Here is a 19,478-nt window from a genome sequence, read left to right as displayed (position 1 = left end):
CATGAGTTTGAAAGGTCATCATGAGTAGTAGATATAGTAGCTGGATAGGGGTCTATAGCAATGGGGAATAGTGAGAGGGAACATGAAAAGAATAAATGTGAATTTTTCTATTTATACTGGAATGAACAACAAATGAATAGTACATGCATATATAAGCATGTATTCACATATAGAACGTTCATATAAAACAAGCATGTATCATATGGTATGTATGGTGAGATAGTTCAGCATCATATAGATCGCATTCCTTCTACTCCCTTCCATATGGTAATCAAAAAGCCGATGCTTTTTATTCTTACATTTACCGTTTCAACAGCAAAAAAATAAACAAAATATCTAAAATGATCCATTTTTATAGGATTCTTGGCATATTTATCACCTTTCAATAGAAAAATATGGAGAATCAGGGCATAACATTTGTTTTCGTCTAATTTTTTTCTCTTTTATCATGAAAAGTGAAGACAAAACGATTTAGCCTAAACATTACAATCATTTCATGCCTATTTTGAGAATCAAATGTTCTTTAAGTGAACTTCATAATATAGAGGCAAGCTAAAGGAAGGAGTTAGTTGTTTGATGGAGCTCATTGATAATAAATCAAAGAGATGGATAAACATTTTAAAATTGCTTGTATCCAAAAATAAGTGGTGGAGCCTTCAAGAGATATCGAATGAACATATCGGTTCGGTTCGTGCCATTCAAAGCGATTTAGAACAAATGAAATCGTTCCAAACCGAGAACGGAGAACCGTTAATCCACATAAAGCCAAGACAAGGTATATCCATTTGTAATACGCAGACGATACGAGTGGATTACTATATCAAAGAAATTCTAAAGGATACGATTGAAATTCGATTGATTGACGGCATTTTTTTTGAAGAAAACAGATCTTTCTATGAATGGATGGAAACGCTTAATATCAGTAGATCCACATTGTATAACACGATTCATAAAATCAACTCGATCCTTACATCCTATGACATCGAGTTACGCCCAGATAGTATGCAGTTCCATGGGAATGAGAAGGAGATTCGTCAATTCTTTGTTGAATTTTTATTTGAAGTGTATGGAAGCCGCCTTTGGCCATTTGATGATATTCAAAAACAAGACGCAGTTCATTTATTACAAGAACTATTTCAGGTGCTCGAAGTCAATGTACCAGATGTCGCGATAGATAAATACTGCCTGTGGTTCGGCGTTTCCATTCACCGAATGCGAAAAGGTTTTACAATCAGCCGTAAATATACGTACTCAATGAATGAAGAAAAACAAACCTCTACAGCTAAAGGGATCTATGATCAAATCAAAAGATGGGAAGAGCACATCTGTCGAATGACCAAAGACGTATTTGATGTGACGCTGGATCACCATGAATTTGTCTTTTTGCTATTGATCGAACCAGCTATTGGGCACTTTAAATCAATTGAAACTGTCGAAGAAAAATTGACGTTCTTTCAGTCACATACACCACGCCTCTATGATGCCATTCATTCATTTATCACCCAGTTGGAGTCGATTTTTCATCAAGAAATAGCGAATCGTAAGGTGATGACACTCGTTCTTCTCCAATATTATGTGTATTCCAATGAAATTACCGTGAGAGATGGATTCCTTTTCAAAAAGAAATCGAGCTATTTATCAGAGGTGAAAAAACAGTTTCCTTACTTCTATTCGAGGATTAGTCATATCATCCAAGAGTTAAAAACAGACGATATCCTCGCTTCTTTTGTGAAAAATGAACGGGAATTGATTCGTATCATTACATCTTCATGGAGAGGACTTGTTCATTTGGAGATGGAACGGAGAAACGCGCTGAACATTTTTGTTACTTCAACATTAGGCTATTATCATAGTTTGTTTATTGCTGATTTAATTAAATTAAGTGTGCCTCCTCTCATTCACATTTTCACAAGTCCAGAAAATACGTTAAATGATGTCACGATGGATCAACTTGGGATTGATATGATTGTGACCGATACTGAGCTTCCTCTTCAGTTCGGGCGATCTACGCTGCTGATCAGCTCTTTTCCAACAAAAAAAGAATTGGACAACTTGCACCGCAGATTGGTTGATATGACAAACTAATGTTCATCATAAAAAAAAGCTGCTGAGACATTCTCAAGCAGCTTTTTGGTTCTGTATTAATGAAGCACGATTTGTTCATTCATCAAATCAATGGCGTAAAGCGATTGCCCATATTCATCTAATAGAAGGTATACTTTGAGCGGGGCAGTGGTTTGATCTGTTTGCTGCGTGAATAGGACACAAGTGAATTTTTCAATCCCATCTGGCAGCTTGCTTTTCAGAAAAGGATGAAGAATAGGAGAGATTCGAAGGGTATCAACATCTTTCAGCCAAAGCTCATCTTGTAACGCAGGATAATGGTCAACCAAAAACTGACGAAACACTTCCAATGTACTCAAGGTAGATATCCTCACTTTCTTCTAACTTGGCTTCAAACTCACCTAAAAACAAACGGAACCAACTCATCATATGATCTCGGTACACGTATTTTCGCATACGGCTTGAGACACGATCACTCACTTTTTAGACACGAACTGTAGATCAACTGTACTGTAACGAATGTTTAATATGTATAACGTTTCCTATGTCATCTCATTGACTCCACCACGAATCCAAACAATGGACCTATGATCATATTCTTACCTGTTTTCTTTCGTGATGAAACGACAACTTCCTGCTACAATATTCCATTTTTCTGCAAAAAAGAGGGAGATGGGACAAAAAAGAACAGCTCCTCACTGTTCTTTTGGAAGTTATGAAAGGTCTGTCAAAGAGAACACTTCGCCGCTCACTGCATCAACGCCATCATGACAATCGAGCTTGCCGCATAAAACATATTGTTTTTGCACATCGTCATAGACATAGATGGGTGTAAGTTCGAGGCGTTCTCTCAATGTTTCAAAGGCTTCTTTCTGAGTTATGGTGATTTCACTAGCTGTTTGAGATGGATTGAGTATCCCACATACTTGAAACATCTCTTTTTTATCTATGTAATTAATGGCTTCAAAAGTGTTGGCATCAATGAAGACCTTGATTTTATCCATAAATCCACTGCCTTCTTGCTCATTCGTTTTTAATATCGCATGGATGTATCCATGATCACGTTGGAGTGTTTTTAGAACCCACTTCCCTGTATCGTTTGAATATTTTTGCGCCAAAAAGGTTCGAACTGCTTTGATACACTCATCCTGGTCTTCTTTTGATATCGGGAAGGAATCTGGTGACGGTTCCAATGAGAAAGCTTGTTCAGCTGAAATGTTCTCATGAATGTCCATTTCCTTTTTTTCAAAGGCATTGTTTATCGGTTCATTCCACTCAATGACTTTATTCATGTGTATACAATGTGTTTCTTCACGCCCAATTTCAAACGGAAGAGTTCCTGTTCCATCGTTCTTCACATAGATTTCTTCTAAAGCATAAATAGAACGGATTTGATTGTGCTCGAAGGAAGGCAATTGAAATAGCTGCACTTGCTGCTCAGCTAAGTTCCTCACCTGATCAAGGGAAAGCACATATTCCTCAGCTTTCAGTAATGTTTTAGCTAAAAATGGACCGTGGTGTGTAAAGTACATGAGCTGTCCATGTTCATTCCATTTCACTTCGATTCTGCCTGAAGGTGTTACTTTCACACCATCTATTGCTTCTTCGAAAGAAAGTTCCCCTTTTTCCTTCTGATGCATATGAAAATGCTCTCCATAGATCAATCCTGTTTCTTGTTCGATCCATTGAATGACATGAGCTGGATAAGGTCTCTTAAACGTGACACCATGCTGCGCATAGGTTTTGTCCATAACAAAAATAACTGATTCGGTCTGTCCTGTATTCAAGTTCACTTCAATGACAGCTGTGCCGTCTGGGTTTAGATCATCGTCCTCGGGTTCCGTTTCATGAGAGGGAAACCATTCCATATTCAATGTATACACCGTTTCATTGAACATATTGACGTAGCGATGAAAACTGTGTCTTTTTAGATAGTAAAGATCTAAGCCAAATGTCACCTTTGTCTGATCGATCAGTTGTCGAAGGTTTGCATTCAATAAATTCACCTCAAAATGATGATGTTTTATGGAAGAATAAAAATAACGATAAAGATGAAAATGACGATTGCCATAAAAAATCCTAAAGCGATTGCCATTATATTTGACTCTTTTGTGTAGCCTGTTAATTCACCTACAGTCGATCGGTCGATTTTTCTAAAACGAAAAAGCATGCTTATATTTAAAATGGCTAGAACCATCAAAAACAAGAAAATGATCAATGCAGGATCGACGTCACTGAATGCATTATCCACATTTTGTAAAGTGAATGATTGAATAAACATAATGACACTCAATATGATTTTCCACACATGATCTAACCGTTTTTCTTTTTCCCACTCTTTCCCTAATTTCTCTTTTTCATAAATAGCTACCTGCTCTAAAATAGGGATGAAAGACTTTGTTGTTCCTTTTCTGATAAAGCCTAAAATGCCTTGGATAAGGATTAAAATTCCTAAACAAAAAAGGAAATGTGTCAGTTGGATTTTAACAATTTGAATCAACATAAAAAAAATGATGATCATAAGTCCGACAAATAAATTAGAGATAGCGATTTGTTTTGTCCTCATCTTTTTTAGTGCAGCTTGTTCCATGTGATAAACTCCTCCTCGTTTCAAATTTTTCTGATAAACGCTCTATCCTTATTACGATTTTAACGAAAAAATGTTTCAATATTTTCCCTTTCAATTGTCAATTCGGCTTTTTCACAAATGAAAAGACGCCCACCATTCAATGAACGTCTTATCCTTCTTGATGAAATCAGCACATCATATTTGAGCTGTTCTGTCTTTTATTTGCTGGGCTGCCAGGTGTTTAAAGTCATCAATAGAGAGCAGCTTTGACATTTTTTCTCCATGTTGTCTGATGTTCAGTGTTTTTTCTTGCATTTCTGTATCTCCAATGACAGCGATATAAGGAATTTTTTGCATTTGCGCTTCTCTCATTTTATAGCCGAGTTTTTCATCCCGTTCATCGATTGTGACTCTAATTCCGATATTTCTTAATTGCTGCTGCACCTCTATGCAGTAATCAAGGTGAACGCTTGAGACAGGTATGATTTGTACTTGGATTGGTGAGAGCCATAATGGGAAGACGCCGGCAAAATGTTCAATGAGAATACCAAGGAACCGGTCAAGTGAACCAAAAATGGCACTATGAATGACAACTGGCCGCACCTTTTCATTTTTCTCGTTGATATATGTTAAATCAAATTTCTCTGGCATTTGAAAATCCAGCTGAATTGTGGCGCACTGGTGGCTCCGCTTTAGTGCATCTTGAATATGAAAGTCGATCTTCGGACCATAAAATGCCCCATCTCCTTCATTTAAATGGTAGTCAATCTTTAACTGATCAAGCACATTTTTTAGCGCTTTTTCGGATATATCCCAAATAGCGTCATCCCCTAATGCTTTTTCTGGACGAGTGGATAGTTCGACTGTATACTCAAAACCAAATGTCCGATACACATAATCAACTAATTGAAAAATCCGTTTGATTTCAGCTTCGATTTGATCTTCTCTTAAAAAAATATGGGCATCATCTTGGCAAAATGTTCTGACCCTGAACAATCCATTTAATGCTCCGCTGAATTCATGACGATGCACCTGACCAAATTCAGACATTCTAATCGGAAGGTCTCTATAGGAATATAAGTTATTTTTGAACATGAGCATATGCCCTGGACAGTTCATCGGCTTTAAAGCAAAACTTGTATCGTCTACTTCTGAGAAATACATATTCTCATGATAATGATCCCAATGGCCTGACTTTTCCCAAAGTTCTTGGTTCATCATAAATGGCGTACTTACTTCTTCATATTGCGCTTGACCTCTCACTTCTCTAGAAAAGGTCATTAATTCATTTCTGACAATCTGACCTTTTGGTAAATAAAACGGCATGCCTGGCGCTTCTTCTGAAAACATAAAGAGGGATAACTGTTTCCCTAATTTCCGGTGATCACGTTTATTTGCTTCTTCCATGAAATGAAGATAATCAGCTAGATGATTTGGATGCTGAAACGCTACACCATACACTCGCTGCAAGACATCCTGATTGCTATCTCCCCGCCAATAAGCCCCTGCCACACGTGTTAATTTAAATGCCTTTAAATACCCTGTAGAAGGTAAATGAGGTCCACGGCACAAATCTATAAATTCTCCTTGCTGATAAATCGTGATGGCTTCTTGTCGAGGAAGACTTTTTAAAATATCCAGTTTATATGGATCATGTGCAAACATCACTTCAGCTTCTTTGTAAGAGACCTCCATTCTTTGAATTAGGTGATTCTCGTTTATGATGTTTTTCATCTCTTTTTCAATCATTGCCAAATCCTCTACGCTTAACGTTTGATTCAGCTTCATATCGTAGTAAAATCCATTCTCAATGACAGGTCCGATCCCCAGTGTCACATTGTCATATAACCTTTTCACAGCTTGGGCTAATACATGTGCAGCTGTATGACGTAATACTTCCAGCCCTTCTTTTGAATCAAGTGTTAGAATCGAGAGCCCCGCATCGTTGTTTAACGGATAACTTAAGTCCACTGTCTGATCATTGATCTTTCCCGCTACTGCTTTTTTTCTTAAACTTGGGCTAATATGGGAGGCAACCTCTGCGACAGTCGTACCTGCGGAGAACTCCTTGATCTTTCCATCTGGAAATTGAATTTTCACCATTTTTTCTCTCATCACTGACACACCTTTCTCTTTTTTGAAATAAAAAAACACACCCATCCCTCATAGAGGGACGAATGTGTAATCCGTGGTTCCACCCAAATTCCCATAACGCGTATTCGCTTTATGGCTCTGGTGCCGTAACGTGGCGTAGACGGTATTGGATACTGTAATGTTCCCCAATACAGCTCAAAGGTGGTAAGATAGCTTTTCTGCGTTAGGAAGATTTCACCGTGACTTCCCTCTCTGTTAACCGATAAAAGCTGCTCATGTCCTTTTCAAAGCAATCATGCTATAAAAGTAAACAAAAAAAACACACCCATCCCTCGTAAAGGGACGAATGTGTGATCCGTGGTTCCACCCAAATTCCCATAATGCGTATTCGCTTTATGGCTCTGGTGCCGTAACGTGGCGTAAACGGTATTGGATACTGTAATTTCCCCAATACAGCTCAAAGGTGGTAAGACCATTTTTCTGTGTTAGGAAGATTTCAGCGTCACTTCCCTCTCTGGTAACCAGTAAAAATGGCTCATGTCCTTTTCTTCGCTTTTAATTTCTCCATATCTTACATGATGATGATGGATCATGTAAAGGATTATTTTGTGCAGTGATAACGAAATTCATTCTTTAAATGTAATATTGTGTGTATTCACTTGGGCTGTATTCAATTTGAAACGCAGGAGATAAGGCTCGTTTCACTTCTTCAGTGATTCGCTCTCCTTCTTGATTGAACTTTCTTTCCATGTCTACACCATTTGGCAGCAAATCATCGGTTTCTTCGTCAAACCAGCGGCCATACTGTATATTCCAATTCCATAACTTTGAGAAAAGGGTATCACTCATTGGTACATCATCTCTTTCTAAATGACATTGACAATGCCCGCAATGAAAAGGTTCACCACCGTAATCTCCTTCAATTTTCACAAAAGGATGATCCTCAAACTCTCGACAGCACACCCATTTTTTGAAGTTCTGACCGAACTCTGTCAGTTTAATCGAGTAATAACGCATGGAAGTTCTTTTTCCTTTCATGTCAAACATCCCTTGATCAATTAATGTCTTCAATCGATATTCAATAAAATCATCGCCGATATACTGATCTAAATGACCAATGACTTCTCCTATTAAGCGTGGAGTGACGATATACTCCTCTTCTGGCGCGGACTGATGAAGCCGCTTAGCCATTTTCACTAAATAAGCATCAAATTCATCTTCTGGTACGCTGATCACTTGTCCTTTTTGCCATATCCGCAGCATATGATTTTCTTTAGCAAGTGAAAGCCATTCGTTTTGTAATCTTTCTCTTTCTTCTTTTGTCACTGGGTGAATATGCTCTTTACTCTCATACAAAATTTTAAATTTTTCAGATGCGATTTCTCCGGAATGTCGAAGGATCATTCTTCTTGTATTCGTATTGAACAGCTGATCAAATGCTGTCGTTATATTGATTACAGACAATTCAATGCTTTTCTCTTTTAATAAATAGATGGCATATCGCAAGGCAATTTGCTCATGTGCATTACTGCCTGTCCAGATGAGTATACGACTGCCAGCTTTTATTTCTTTTATTTGCTGAAGCATTCTATGCTGATCGTTGACCATGTCGTCAAAATAGCCAAATTCATTTGACATCACGTTACGCAGCCATTCTATACGGTTCGCTTGTCCTTCATGTTCGTGTAAATGTAGAAGTGGTCCAATTGAATAGATATCATCAAAAGCGATGACATCATCTATTTGTTTTTGCTTCATTTCACGTATTGCTTGTTTTAAACTACCGGCAGCTGCCGCCCCAAATATGATATGTATCATCATTCGTCTCCCTTTATCTTACATTTTATTTCATCTTCACCTATTCATGGTTCTTTCGTCAATTCTATTGAGTCAATTTCATTCAAAAGTATGACAAGGAGATGATTAGATCTTTACAGAAGTAATCATGGCAGAACAGTGGAAGCTAGACTTTTACGAAAAACAAAAAGCCCCACGAAATGGGGCCATTTGCGTACAACTCTCTGAGACTTTCTTTCCGATTGATTTATCGATAGAAATCTCCTCATAAAAGGAATGTAGATCATGCTCTAATTCACAAATTCCCCTTCACAATCGTTCTTTTGGCTTTCTTAACAATTCTGCTAGTCGCTTTTGTATCAGAATCCATTGACCACTGTTCGCACAGGTTTCGTACCCAATCAGGCTGTGTTTTACTAGCGTCATTCAGCCAGTTTCCTACAGAATCTTGAACATATGTTGATGGATCAGATTTGAGGTGATTTAGAATTGGCAGTGCTCTTTCTGGCTCCTGTTTTAATAACTCAATATGCTTTGTCCATACACCTCTTGGACGGATTGCCTCTACAGAGAATCGACGAATATTTTCATCCTCACTTTTTGCCCATTCTGTTAAATATTCTATACTTTGATCGAGCTGCTGACTTAGACTTTCTCTCACTGACATCCAAGCAATTTCGCGTACACCAAAATGATGATCAGCTGCAAATGGCTGAATGTACGCTAGTTTCTCTTCTAAAGAGGATGAATGCTGTTTGTTCATATAAGCAGCCCAGCAGCGGACGCTATCAGATATGTGACAACTGCATGCCTGTATGACTTCCACTCTTTTTTCCTCATTTTCTTCCTGCAGCATTTCATCTAACAAATGACCGATAAGACGAATCGCTTTCATGCCTGACTCCGCTTTTTGTTTGGCGATTTCTGCTGAAAGATCGATTAAATGTTTGTCTAAACCAATGGACGGCAAAACATGCTGTAATAGAGTCACATGATTGACAGCCAGCCATTCAGTTAAATTGACACTCTCTAACTCTCCCTGATTCAAAAGAATCAAGACGTCATGAGGAATGTCACTCCCCTTTCGAGCGCCTTTACGATTGATGATCTTCTCACTTATTGGCATTATGTATTCTCTCCTGTCTAGTAGTACTTTTGTTTGACATACATTTTTAAAATAATTTATTATTCACCCTTAAAAAGCTAGTGTGAAATTGATCCCTTCATTCTTTGGATATTTACTCCTATTGTAGCAAATAAACTTCTCAACTGGTGCATTCTTCAAATCAAAAAAGGAACTACCGAAATAAGTAGTTCCCTCAATACTAGTAAATCTATGTTACCTTCCTTGCTCCATCACCTTCAAACTCTTATGCTGAGAAATTCGGTCAAATGCCACCATCAGAATGGTCATGAGCAAAGCGAGAAGAACCGTTCCAGCGCTGATCCAGCTGAGGTTCAATATAGATGTCCTGCTCAATACAAGCCCTCCTACCCCCGAGCCTAAAGCAAATCCAAATTGAATAAATGATGTATTGACACTTAATGCGATATCAGGAGATTTCGGTACAAGTGTGACAAGATATAGCTGCTGAGCTGGCGATGTGCTCCATGTAGCGATCATCCATATCATGATAACAGCCACCATGACCACGAGATTCCCTGTGACAAATGCTAGTAGCATGAGCATCATGATTTGCAAGATGATGCCAGAAAAAATCGTGAAGATTGGCCCTTTTTTATCTGCTGCCATCCCTCCAAGGCTTGATCCTAAAAAGCTGCATATTCCCGCTAGTAATAAAATGCCACTGATTTCTGTGATGCTTAGGTTGGCTGATTTTTGGAGGAAGGGCGTTAAATAGGTAAATAACGTGGAATATCCCCCTACATAGAATAACGTGACTGCCACTGCAAGCAATATTCGCTTGTCTTTTAAAATCGATAATTGCATACGAAGCGTCACCGGTTCTTGTTCTTTCATAGAAGGGATTCGCCTGTACACAACAATCAGCGGAATAAGCGTGATCACTCCAATGGCTGCGAATAATGCTTTCCATCCGATCATACTGCTTAGAAATGTCCCGATTGGAACGCCTAAAACCAAGGAGCTGCTTAATCCCATTAAAATGATGCCAATCGCTGTTCCTCTTTTTTCCCGTTCTACAAGACGAGTTGCAACCGCCATCGCCACTACAATCGCCGTTCCCCCACTGATTCCTTGTAAAATTCTTGTGATCATGACCATTTCAAACGAATGGCTGATACTTGTGATAAAGTTACTTAAAATAAAAATGATCAGCGTCCATGTTAATATTTTTCTGCGGTCCATATTGATGGTTAGTGCGATGACAATCGGTGCACCGATTGCGGCCGAAAGTGCTAAAGATGTGACCAATAAGCCAGCAGTAGACGTTGTGATATGTAAATCATGTGCGACCATTTGAATAATGCCAGTAATGATGTATTCGATCGTTCCGATTAAAAAAGCTGCTAAAGCAAGTAAATAGACAACGGTTTTATTTTGCATCGTGACGTTTCTCCTTTGAGCCATGTTTACGATTTGATTTCATTTTTAATAGGAATTTGAATTTCAATGAGTCTGCCTTCTTCATTTTCTGACAATGGGTAATAGATTTCTCGACCCGGCTGATCATCTTTCACGCGGTATCCGTTATGTTCGATCCATGTCGCCAGGTCAACACAAGCAGTTTGTGCGGATGGAGAATGTGAATGAAATAAGAGTGTTGCCATGGTGTCTTCAGCAGGTAACGTGCGAATTGTCATTCCCTGAGGAAGCGAGCACCTTAAAGATTTGACGGAATACCCCACCTCAAATTCGAACTCACTTTCTTTATCCAGTGATTCTCTCCATAGCACCACTTGTGGTCCCGAGATCGATTCTTGTTGATGTTTATGTAATAAATGATGAAACATTTGAAAGAATGATGGAATTTCATCAACAGTTCCGTTGGATTGAAAAGACATGATGCGTTTGCTTTCAACCGATTTGATGATGACCTCCTGTTCTTTTTCAACACACCCCTCTCGTTTGATGAGGTGCATCCGCTCCTTAATACGGGCTAATTTCTGTTGTTCTTTTTCGATCAATTGCTGAATCTCACTCTCTTTCAAGAGAAACATGCCCTGAATTTGCTCTACCGAAATATCTTCACGAAGAAGCTGCCCCATTTGCTTTAACGTAAAGCCTAATTCCTTATAGAGAAAAATTCGATTGACCTCAAGCAGCTGCTCAGCTGAGTAATAACGGTATCCCGAATCTTGATCGATCTGCTTAGGCTTTAATAAATCAATTTGGTCATAATACCTTAAGGTTTTGACAGGCACTTTACTTAACATAGAAAAATCGCCGATCTTGAACATCCTGCATCTCCTCCGATTTGTTGATCTGATCAAAGTATAAACCTTTCAGTAAAGGGGAAAGTCAATAGAAGATTTTCATTTGCATAATCATTTGATGAAGTTGAATAAATTTTTCAAAAGCGCAAAAAGCCTAGATTTCTCTAAAATCTAGGCTTTGCCCATTATCCTAACATTTTTTCTAACAATCCCATCTGCTCAACAATCTTCATATCATTCATAAATCGTTCCAAACTTACTTTATTCTCTTTTTGTAAGTCTGTTGAATAACCTAAGCATATATTAAAAATACGATCTAACCTTTTTCCGTCTCCACTATAAAAATAATTCGTCACTACTCCATTATTTTCACTTGCAAGAACCACAACTGTAGCCATCTCTAATACATACTCAATGTCTTCTTTAGAAATCGTTCGATCCTTTTTATTAGCATTCTTGAATTCATGACTATGAATAGAACGAATCCTACCTTCAAGTAAATTGAGTATAGATTTCTTATAAATGACATACACACTGTGAATATGACTTTTATCAGGACAATAGGGATCTTGTAAAATGAATTTTATACGTTCATCTTCTTTTTCAATTTTTATTGCATCAAGATCATATAATAAAATTTGATCAATTTCTTCTATTTTCATAGTAGGAAAAGTATCGACTGCATCTGTTTTATTTTTCATATGATCACTCCAATAATTGAAATAAACCGCTCTTACTCCAAACAATCCAATCTTTCGAGACACTTCAACATGTTTCCACTTTTAAAGAAATTGAATATGGCTCCCTCACTAAACCGCTCAGCTCTCAAAACCCCCATGATGAGAGCAAGTACACACTGCGCATTTAAATTTGAAATGTCCACATGCTCCATATCGTTCGTTCCCCATTCAATGCCATTTTCTTTGAGGATTTCTCTATAGTGGGTAAGTTCCATTTCTTGATGCTGTTCTGCAAAGGTATAGACATCTTCAATAAAGCGTTGGACCGTTTCTGAATAATTCACAAAAGGCATCTGGATTGGGCGTTTAGCTGTTCCATCATTTTCTTGATCGATCACCCATTCTCCGATATGATCCTCCTGAAGCTTCGGTATGTATTTTGTCAGAATCTCAAATTGACTCATCGTTATCCTCCTCTATTTTTTTAGAATGCTTTCAAGTCCGACAATAATAAAAGGAAACATTTTCAGGCCATGTATCGTGCATACAGGAATGACATTAGTTCAGAATTAAGCTGGAGCCTTCAAATAGATCGAAGGCTCCATTTCCAACTAAATTGCTTTAGCTAAAATCATAAATCGGTGTTGTTTTGCGTCAAAATAACCCTTTTGTTCAATGGTTTTATGAATGGTGTATAATTCATCCTTGAAATTACTTATTTCAAAACCTGGCACTTGCCAAGGAATTGCTTTTAGATAATACACCAATGCTCCGATATCATAAAATCTTAGAATGGGGAACTCTTCAGCACTTTTCAACACCTCAAAATGATTCTCCTGTATCTCTTTTAAAGCTAGCTTTAAGTTCCAATCAATAAATTCTTCATTTATTGGTACCCTTAGATTCTCATTAATCTCTATGCAATCGAGTCCACCGACTTGTTGAGTTAGAAAAATACCTTCTTTCGAGATAATTCTTCTCACCTCTTGAGATGAAAATGACTCATGTTGATTGATGATAAGATTAAATTTTCCAGTCTCAAACGGCAAATTTTCATCATTAGAAATTTGAACTACCTTAACTCCTAAAGGGGTTAATCGTTCTTTTGCGACAGGTACATTAGGTAAGTAACCTTCTGTAGCATAAACTGATGTTGGAAAAGGTCTTAATTTTGATAAAAACTCTCCACCACCTGTTCCCATGTCCAGCATTGATTTTGCACTTTGAACAAGAGAAGTAGCTATACTACCATATGACCATGAAAGCAACTCACTTTTCATTCTTCCAGTTTCAGATATGAATGAGAAATCCCACCCAACAAAAGGTTCATCTGCTTGTTTTATAAATGAAGAAAACTGTTTGTCATTCATCATAATCCCTCCAATTATCATTTTGCAGTTTTAATGATTAAATAATAGGTGGGCCTCTTACGAATATATAAAGTTGTTATATTTCATGTTCTTTTAGTCTCATATTCAATAACTCCCTGTAATAATCTTGATTTTTGACATTCATTCCAAAATTCATTCAACTGATATTTGAGTAAGACATGATTTTGTTTGAGAATCGAGAGTTCATGATGGATGTCTCATTATAGAGGTCTAAGTACAATGATAGAAGAGAATACGAAAAAAGAGCTTAGGAAAAAATAGATTGTTAGTTAAAGTAAAACCCCTCCTGTTGGAAGGGTTTTTTCATTTAGTTACTGCCTTTTCTATTGCTGTTTTCGGTCCACCAATTTCGTCTGCTGTGGGTCCATATATAGTTGGAATCGTTTGAATGCATTTTGGTCTATCATAGCTGTCATTCCCTTTTTATTTAAGAGATAAAGACACTACACACTCCACATGAGCCGTATGCGGGAACATATCAACTGGCTGCATGTATTCGATCTTGTAGTCTTTTGACATATATTCGAGGTCTTTTGCCAGTGTAGATGGATTGCAAGAGACGTAGACAAAGCGTTTTGGTTTGACTTGTTTGACGGTGTCTAAGAAGGTGCGCTCGCAGCCTGTTCTTGGCGGGTCGACGACGATGACGTCAGGACGGAAGCCTTCTTTGACCCATTTTGGCAGCCAATGTTCCGCTGTTCCTGTGACATAGGTCGCGTTTTTCATGCCGTGTTTTTTGGCATTTTTCTTCGCATCATCAATTGATTCTTTGATGACATCCATTCCTCTTACTTCTTTTGCGCCATCTGAGAGCCACATCCCAATGGTTCCAACACCGCAATACGCATCGACAACCTTTTCTTTGCCAGTCAATTTTGCCGCTTTTTTCGCTTCATCGTAAAGTTTTAATGTCTGCTTCGGATTCAATTGGAAGAAAGCACGTGCACTTAGTTCAAAGGAAACGTCACCTAAAAATTCTTGGATGACCATGTTGCCAGCTAGGTGCGATGTTTTATGCCCAAAGATGACTGACGTTTTTTCGCCATTGATATTGTGCATAATAGACGTCACTTCTGGCAGACGTTTTTGAATGGCTTCGGCGATTTCTTTTTTCTTTGGAAACTCAGGCTTTGATGTGACAAGGACGACTTGGACTTCACCTGTTTCAAAGCCGACACGCACAACAATCGAGCGCACGTCGCCTTTTCTTGTCCGCTCGTTGTAGACAGATACGCCGAATTTCTCTAAAATTTTGCGGACGACGCCTGTTGTTTTATTCGTTTTCGGATGCTGGACGATACATTCCTTGATCGGAACAAGTTTATGGGAATTCAGCCCATAAAGCCCCGCGATGATGTCGCCGCTATGTGATCTTCCGACTTGGAACTGACTTTTATTCCGGTAGTGCCATGGATCTTCCATACCGATTGTTGGTCTAATGTCGATCTTTTCAACCGACAGCTTTGTATGACGCTCCATTGATTGAATGACAATATCGCGTTTTTCCTTTAGCTGCTGCTCGTATGCCAAATGCTGAAGCTGACAGCCCCCGCACTCTTCGTATACTGGGCACGGCGGTTTCACTCGATGTTCTGAGCGCTTGCGGACTTTCCTCACCGTACCTTCTGCATATTTTGCTTGTACATTCGTTGCTTCAACTACTACTTCCTCACCTGGAAGTGCACCTGGGACAAAGACCACTTGCTTTTTAAAATAACCGACCCCTTCCCCATTAATGCCAAGGCGTTTAATGGTAAGCGGGAACTGCTGTCCCTTTTGCAGAAGGGCTCCTTGCTGTTTTTCTTTCACGTTTATTCTCTCCGTTCTATTTAAACCTTTATCGGTTGTCCTCATTTTATTCCATCTGATTAGTATATCACGACTTGGACGAAGAGAGAAAATGCCTTTCAATTATTTGTCTGTCTCAATACTTCTCCATAAATAAAGGGAGGCGTAGCTTAAATACGGTGCCCACTCCTTGCTTAAAATTGCCATCTCTTCTTTTGTCGGCTTTTCAGGCAGGTCAAAGTGACGTTTGATCGCATTTTGAATCCCGATATCTGCCATTGGAAAGAGATTTGGTCTTCCAAGTCCATTCATGAGGACATTTTGAACCGTCCAAGGTCCAATCCCTCTAATCGGAAGCAGACGTTCTTCAATTTCAATATCCGTTAAGTCGTGTAATTCTTCTAAATCCAGAGAGCCGCTCACTATTCGCTTTGAGACATCAATCACATATTCCGCTTTTCGCTGACTGAATTGCAGTTTTCTCAAATCATCGGTTTCAAGTGATGCAATGGTTTCCGGTAAAGGGTCAAACCAGACGCCGTCGATTTGCTCACCATACGTATGAACAAACCGTTTTGTCAGCTCATAAGCAAATGCAAGATTGAGCTGTTGATGAATGATGCATTTCATCAAGCAATGATATAGATGGAAATCCAGCATAAGCGGCGTTCCGATATGACGTTCAAAAATGGGCGCAAGATTTGTTTGAGCAAAATGGTCATGCACGGCATGTAATTGATGCTCCATGCCAAATATCCGCTTCACCTCAGAAAGGATCGCTTCCTCCGGTCCGTTAGCCTGTACCCGGAACGAAGGCGCTTCTTTTGTTCCTGTCGCTTGAACGACTGCAACGTACGGTTTATGATTCAGCCTCATCGGTACTTTGATTTCTCTTTTATCCAGATCGACCGCCTTTAATGGATCGCTCGACAAACGTCTCAGCACTTGATCGAAATGATAGGGCGGTTCAACCAATAGGTGTTTTTCCCACATGTTTTTCCTCTTCCTTTCTGCCAACACGCAGATGTGATTGTTTCACTTTGCATGAATGATTCTCTATATTGAATACTTTTAAATATAAAGAGTACAAGAATTTATCAGTTATATCTTCCTTATTTATGGTCATTCTCCTTTTGGATAGATGAAAATTTTTAGTCGAATTTAGCTAAAATTCGACAGCAATCTTCAACATTTTAGGATCATTTTCCTTAAATTAGAAATAGAACCTATGGGTGATATCTTCTATTTCAAAAATATTTGTATAATTATGACATATCAAGGAGGTGAACAAAAGAATTAGCGGATTAGGCAATCATTTGTTTCATCTTGCAGGAACATATTTACCTCATTGATAACCGGCTTCACCTAGTTTCACGTTTTACTAAAAGAAGACCCAAAATTTAAAAACAAAGGAGATCCGACCAATGAAAAAAACAATTCTTTCTGTTGCCCTTGCCACTGCTGTTTCTTCGACACTACCAGTATTCGCTGACGCTGCTGAGAAAACATCATCAGCACCCGTCTCTACTACACTTCAGCAAACTGTTTTAAACAAAGCTGCTGAAGGTAAAGCTGGAACGACAGCTAGTCCTAATGTTAACGTCAATTTCGATGTCCTTGGAATTGCCAATGCAATCATTAACGCAGTAAATGCAAATGCCAACCGTTCTGGATTCGTTAAAGGTGTAATGGAAAGCACATTCTATGCTGCTGGCGGCAGATATAACGTCATGGTCTTTAACCTAAGCCAGAACTATGAAGACCGCTTTAATGGCGTGAAAACTTTCGCTACTGCTAACCTTGGTAATGTTGTTTACGGTATTTGGGTTTTTGAAAGCGGTACATTTAAAAACAACGGCGATGGTGGCTGGGATAACTGGGCATTTAGAGGCTGGTTTGACCGTCAAAATAAATTCGTTACGTTCCATCGTCCTTAATTCTCGCTTTATCCATCAATCATACACGCACATTGGACCGATCTCAGCGATGAGATCGGCTTTTTTATGGTGAAAACGTATAAGTTCACCGCTGCTGCTTCATGATATAATGCAAGTCTGGAGGGGTGCACATGCTGAAAAAACTTGCAGTGACAAAAAACGGCGACTTGATTGAACATGCAACATTGCAGCAGCTTTCAAGCCCCGATATTGCCTGGTATTGGATTGATTTTTATGCGCCAACGGAAAAGGAAGCAGCACTGTTAAAGGAATTTTTTCAGTTCCATCCGCTTGCGATTGAAGATTGCTTCCATTATTTACAGCGGCCGAAGCTTGATTTTTATGAAGGATATTTATTTTTCGTTCTTCATGCCCTCAATCAAAAAACACTTCGATCTGAGGAAGTCGACCTGTTTGTTGGAGAAAACTATATCGTTACTTTTCATTTGAAGGAAGCGCCCTACATTGATCGCGTCATTCGAAAGCTCAAAGGGTCTGATAAAGCACGAGAGAGCGGTCCAGAGCATATGGCTTATATGCTGATTGACCAGCTCGTCGATGATTATTTTCCTATTATTTATCAAATTGAGGACAGGCTCAATGAAATCGAGGATGAAGAAGGGCATAAAACGTATGGTACATTAATGAACGAAGTATTCGGGATTCGATCCGATTTGCTCAAACTGCGCAGAACCATTATCCCGATGAGGGACCTCTTATATCGAATTGTGAACACGAATATGATGAAAAGCGATGCAAACCGGCAAGCATATTTTAATGATATTTATGATCATCTATTGAAACTAACAGAGATCGTTGAGTCAAACCGTGATATGACAGCCGATTTACGAGACAGCTATCAAACACTAAATTCCAATCGAATGAATGCCATCATGATGACACTGACCATTGTCTCGACGATTTTTATTCCACTAACCTTTATTGTTGGGGTATATGGGATGAACTTTGATAACATGCCTGAATTACACTGGAAATATGGCTATTTTGGCGTACTGATTTTCATGGGTTTGCTTGTCTCAGGGATGCTTTTGTGGTTTAAACATAAAGGATGGTTTAGGATTTTCAAATAGTTTTTTGAGAGAAGTGCTTGAAAGGGAGATATACTATGGAAAACTGGATTCCACTGACAGACAAAGAACTAAAGCACGCATGGAAGACATTTGATCAAAGGTTTAAATTTAACCCAAGCATCTCTCGCTTTCCAGGTTTTCAAGCACCATCTCCTTACATCACATATGATATCTCTGCTTATTTCGAGGACCCTTCTCTCCTAAGTGCGGATGAAGACCTTGAAAAGAAGGCACTGCTGTCTTTTCAGGAGAATATCACCGGAACCGGCGAATATATGCAGGTACTTGATTGGCAGCACGAATGCTATTGGATCACACCATACGGCTCATTTGAAAAAGATGAATTTGGAGAATGGAGAGTTCCTGTGCTCCCAAATGGAGATTACTATTTCTTTTTATCAAAAGAGATGACCTGGGTTTTACTAGGACATCCTTGGGAGCAAAGCATCACGATTTTCGGTGAGGGCTTGATTGACTCCTTTACTCGTCATCGTCCCCTTTTGTTCCAGCGTAAAATAAGAGAAGGATAAGTCAAAAAGCTTGCAGATGTCTGCAAGCTTCGGATTGTTGACAAAGGGCTAAAATGTTGTTTATTTTAGCCCTTTGTCTTCTTTTCAGCGTGATAGAAAACCTTTGCAGCCCTAGGAAGGACGAGTACTGGCGCGGAGCGAATTTCACATTCGTGAGCACCAGCACGCAGGACTGACACC

At 38.8% G+C, this 19,478-nt stretch carries 17 protein-coding genes and 2 other annotated features; of the genes, 4 read left to right on the top strand and 13 right to left on the bottom strand.

The window, feature by feature from the left end:
- The first annotated feature begins 576 nt into the window (after positions 1-576).
- Positions 577-2,085: a helix-turn-helix domain-containing protein gene (locus ABG082_RS03940; RefSeq protein WP_348936570.1), complete on the top strand. Its 1,509-nt coding sequence runs from the start codon at positions 577-579 to the stop codon at positions 2,083-2,085.
- A 56-nt stretch (positions 2,086-2,141) separates the two neighbouring features.
- Here ABG082_RS03940 and ABG082_RS03935 read toward each other — a convergent pair whose 3' ends face one another.
- The 13 genes from ABG082_RS03935 to ABG082_RS03875 form a co-directional block, all read right to left on the bottom strand.
- Positions 2,142-2,423: a hypothetical protein gene (locus ABG082_RS03935; protein ID WP_017366847.1), complete on the bottom strand. Its 282-nt coding sequence runs from the start codon at positions 2,421-2,423 to the stop codon at positions 2,142-2,144.
- Positions 2,424-2,777: 354 nt separating this feature from the next.
- The gene (locus ABG082_RS03930; RefSeq protein WP_348936568.1) at positions 2,778-4,070 is read right to left on the bottom strand and encodes a hypothetical protein; all 1,293 of its coding nucleotides are present in this window, start codon (positions 4,068-4,070) and stop codon (positions 2,778-2,780) included.
- 17 nt (positions 4,071-4,087) lie between these two features.
- Positions 4,088-4,654 (bottom strand): hypothetical protein, encoded by a 567-nt coding sequence (locus tag ABG082_RS03925; RefSeq protein ID WP_025206950.1) that lies wholly within the window; start codon positions 4,652-4,654, stop codon positions 4,088-4,090.
- Between the two features lie 174 nt (positions 4,655-4,828).
- Entirely contained in the window at positions 4,829-6,748 is a 1,920-nt protein-coding gene (gene thrS, locus ABG082_RS03920; protein WP_272511855.1) for a threonine--tRNA ligase, read from the bottom strand.
- A gap of 51 nt (positions 6,749-6,799) precedes the next feature.
- Positions 6,800-7,024: a binding site (T-box leader), on the bottom strand.
- Positions 7,025-7,062: 38 nt separating this feature from the next.
- Positions 7,063-7,286: a binding site (T-box leader), on the bottom strand.
- Between the two features lie 74 nt (positions 7,287-7,360).
- Positions 7,361-8,545, bottom strand: a complete 1,185-nt coding sequence (locus ABG082_RS03915; RefSeq protein WP_056703346.1) for a DUF1835 domain-containing protein — start codon at positions 8,543-8,545, stop codon at positions 7,361-7,363.
- 274 nt (positions 8,546-8,819) lie between these two features.
- Positions 8,820-9,650 (bottom strand): DNA alkylation repair protein, encoded by an 831-nt coding sequence (locus ABG082_RS03910; RefSeq protein WP_056703342.1) that lies wholly within the window; start codon positions 9,648-9,650, stop codon positions 8,820-8,822.
- Between the two features lie 213 nt (positions 9,651-9,863).
- Positions 9,864-11,051: an MFS transporter gene (locus ABG082_RS03905; protein WP_348936566.1), complete on the bottom strand. Its 1,188-nt coding sequence runs from the start codon at positions 11,049-11,051 to the stop codon at positions 9,864-9,866.
- Positions 11,052-11,077: 26 nt separating this feature from the next.
- Positions 11,078-11,905: a MerR family transcriptional regulator gene (locus ABG082_RS03900; protein ID WP_348936565.1), complete on the bottom strand. Its 828-nt coding sequence runs from the start codon at positions 11,903-11,905 to the stop codon at positions 11,078-11,080.
- Positions 11,906-12,066: 161 nt separating this feature from the next.
- Positions 12,067-12,582 carry a hypothetical protein gene (locus ABG082_RS03895; protein WP_272511859.1) on the bottom strand — a complete coding sequence of 172 codons (516 nt, stop codon included), beginning with the start codon at positions 12,580-12,582 and terminating at the stop codon, positions 12,067-12,069.
- A 32-nt stretch (positions 12,583-12,614) separates the two neighbouring features.
- Positions 12,615-13,025, bottom strand: coding sequence for a DUF6508 domain-containing protein (locus ABG082_RS03890; RefSeq protein WP_348936564.1), 411 nt, complete (start codon positions 13,023-13,025; stop codon positions 12,615-12,617).
- Between the two features lie 147 nt (positions 13,026-13,172).
- Positions 13,173-13,931 (bottom strand): methyltransferase domain-containing protein, encoded by a 759-nt coding sequence (locus ABG082_RS03885; protein WP_048002093.1) that lies wholly within the window; start codon positions 13,929-13,931, stop codon positions 13,173-13,175.
- 444 nt (positions 13,932-14,375) lie between these two features.
- On the bottom strand, positions 14,376-15,767 hold the full coding sequence (gene rlmD / locus ABG082_RS03880; RefSeq protein ID WP_048002120.1) for a 23S rRNA (uracil(1939)-C(5))-methyltransferase RlmD: 1,392 nt from the start codon (positions 15,765-15,767) through the stop codon (positions 14,376-14,378).
- A 96-nt stretch (positions 15,768-15,863) separates the two neighbouring features.
- Positions 15,864-16,733, bottom strand: a complete 870-nt coding sequence (locus ABG082_RS03875) for a DNA-3-methyladenine glycosylase (protein ID WP_348936563.1) — start codon at positions 16,731-16,733, stop codon at positions 15,864-15,866.
- 431 nt (positions 16,734-17,164) lie between these two features.
- Between ABG082_RS03875 and ABG082_RS03870 the strand changes: the two genes are divergently transcribed.
- From ABG082_RS03870 to ABG082_RS03860, 3 genes are all read left to right on the top strand, one after another.
- Complete coding sequence (locus ABG082_RS03870; RefSeq protein ID WP_017366836.1) at positions 17,165-17,677, top strand: hypothetical protein; 513 nt, start codon at positions 17,165-17,167, stop codon at positions 17,675-17,677.
- Positions 17,678-17,808: 131 nt separating this feature from the next.
- Positions 17,809-18,768 (top strand): magnesium/cobalt transporter CorA, encoded by a 960-nt coding sequence (corA, locus tag ABG082_RS03865; RefSeq protein WP_007496624.1) that lies wholly within the window; start codon positions 17,809-17,811, stop codon positions 18,766-18,768.
- Positions 18,769-18,803: 35 nt separating this feature from the next.
- Positions 18,804-19,298, top strand: a complete 495-nt coding sequence (locus ABG082_RS03860; RefSeq protein WP_348936561.1) for a DUF2716 domain-containing protein — start codon at positions 18,804-18,806, stop codon at positions 19,296-19,298.
- Positions 19,299-19,478 lie beyond the last annotated feature (180 nt).

The organism is Bacillus sp. BS1807G30 (genome assembly GCF_040047675.1).
Taxonomy (GTDB): domain Bacteria; phylum Bacillota; class Bacilli; order Bacillales; family Bacillaceae; genus Bacillus; species Bacillus altitudinis.
Note: the sequence above shows the minus strand (reverse complement) of the source record. Positions and strands in the feature narration are given on the sequence as shown.

What these genes read in the sequence shown, in the direction of transcription:
- ABG082_RS03940 (WP_348936570.1), top strand. Translation starts at nt 577, where the DNA reads ATGGAGCTCATTGATAATAAATCAAAGAGATGGATAAACATTTTAAAA.
- ABG082_RS03925 (WP_025206950.1), bottom strand. Translation starts at nt 4,654, where the DNA reads ATGGAACAAGCTGCACTAAAAAAGATGAGGACAAAACAAATCGCTATC.
- thrS (WP_272511855.1), bottom strand. Translation starts at nt 6,748, where the DNA reads ATGAGAGAAAAAATGGTGAAAATTCAATTTCCAGATGGAAAGATCAAG.
- ABG082_RS03915 (WP_056703346.1), bottom strand. Translation starts at nt 8,545, where the DNA reads ATGATACATATCATATTTGGGGCGGCAGCTGCCGGTAGTTTAAAACAA.
- ABG082_RS03910 (WP_056703342.1), bottom strand. Translation starts at nt 9,650, where the DNA reads ATGCCAATAAGTGAGAAGATCATCAATCGTAAAGGCGCTCGAAAGGGG.
- ABG082_RS03905 (WP_348936566.1), bottom strand. Translation starts at nt 11,051, where the DNA reads ATGCAAAATAAAACCGTTGTCTATTTACTTGCTTTAGCAGCTTTTTTA.
- ABG082_RS03900 (WP_348936565.1), bottom strand. Translation starts at nt 11,905, where the DNA reads ATGTTCAAGATCGGCGATTTTTCTATGTTAAGTAAAGTGCCTGTCAAA.
- ABG082_RS03895 (WP_272511859.1), bottom strand. Translation starts at nt 12,582, where the DNA reads ATGAAAAATAAAACAGATGCAGTCGATACTTTTCCTACTATGAAAATA.
- ABG082_RS03890 (WP_348936564.1), bottom strand. Translation starts at nt 13,025, where the DNA reads ATGAGTCAATTTGAGATTCTGACAAAATACATACCGAAGCTTCAGGAG.
- ABG082_RS03885 (WP_048002093.1), bottom strand. Translation starts at nt 13,931, where the DNA reads ATGAATGACAAACAGTTTTCTTCATTTATAAAACAAGCAGATGAACCT.
- ABG082_RS03875 (WP_348936563.1), bottom strand. Translation starts at nt 16,733, where the DNA reads ATGTGGGAAAAACACCTATTGGTTGAACCGCCCTATCATTTCGATCAA.
- ABG082_RS03870 (WP_017366836.1), top strand. Translation starts at nt 17,165, where the DNA reads ATGAAAAAAACAATTCTTTCTGTTGCCCTTGCCACTGCTGTTTCTTCG.
- corA (WP_007496624.1), top strand. Translation starts at nt 17,809, where the DNA reads ATGCTGAAAAAACTTGCAGTGACAAAAAACGGCGACTTGATTGAACAT.
- ABG082_RS03860 (WP_348936561.1), top strand. Translation starts at nt 18,804, where the DNA reads ATGGAAAACTGGATTCCACTGACAGACAAAGAACTAAAGCACGCATGG.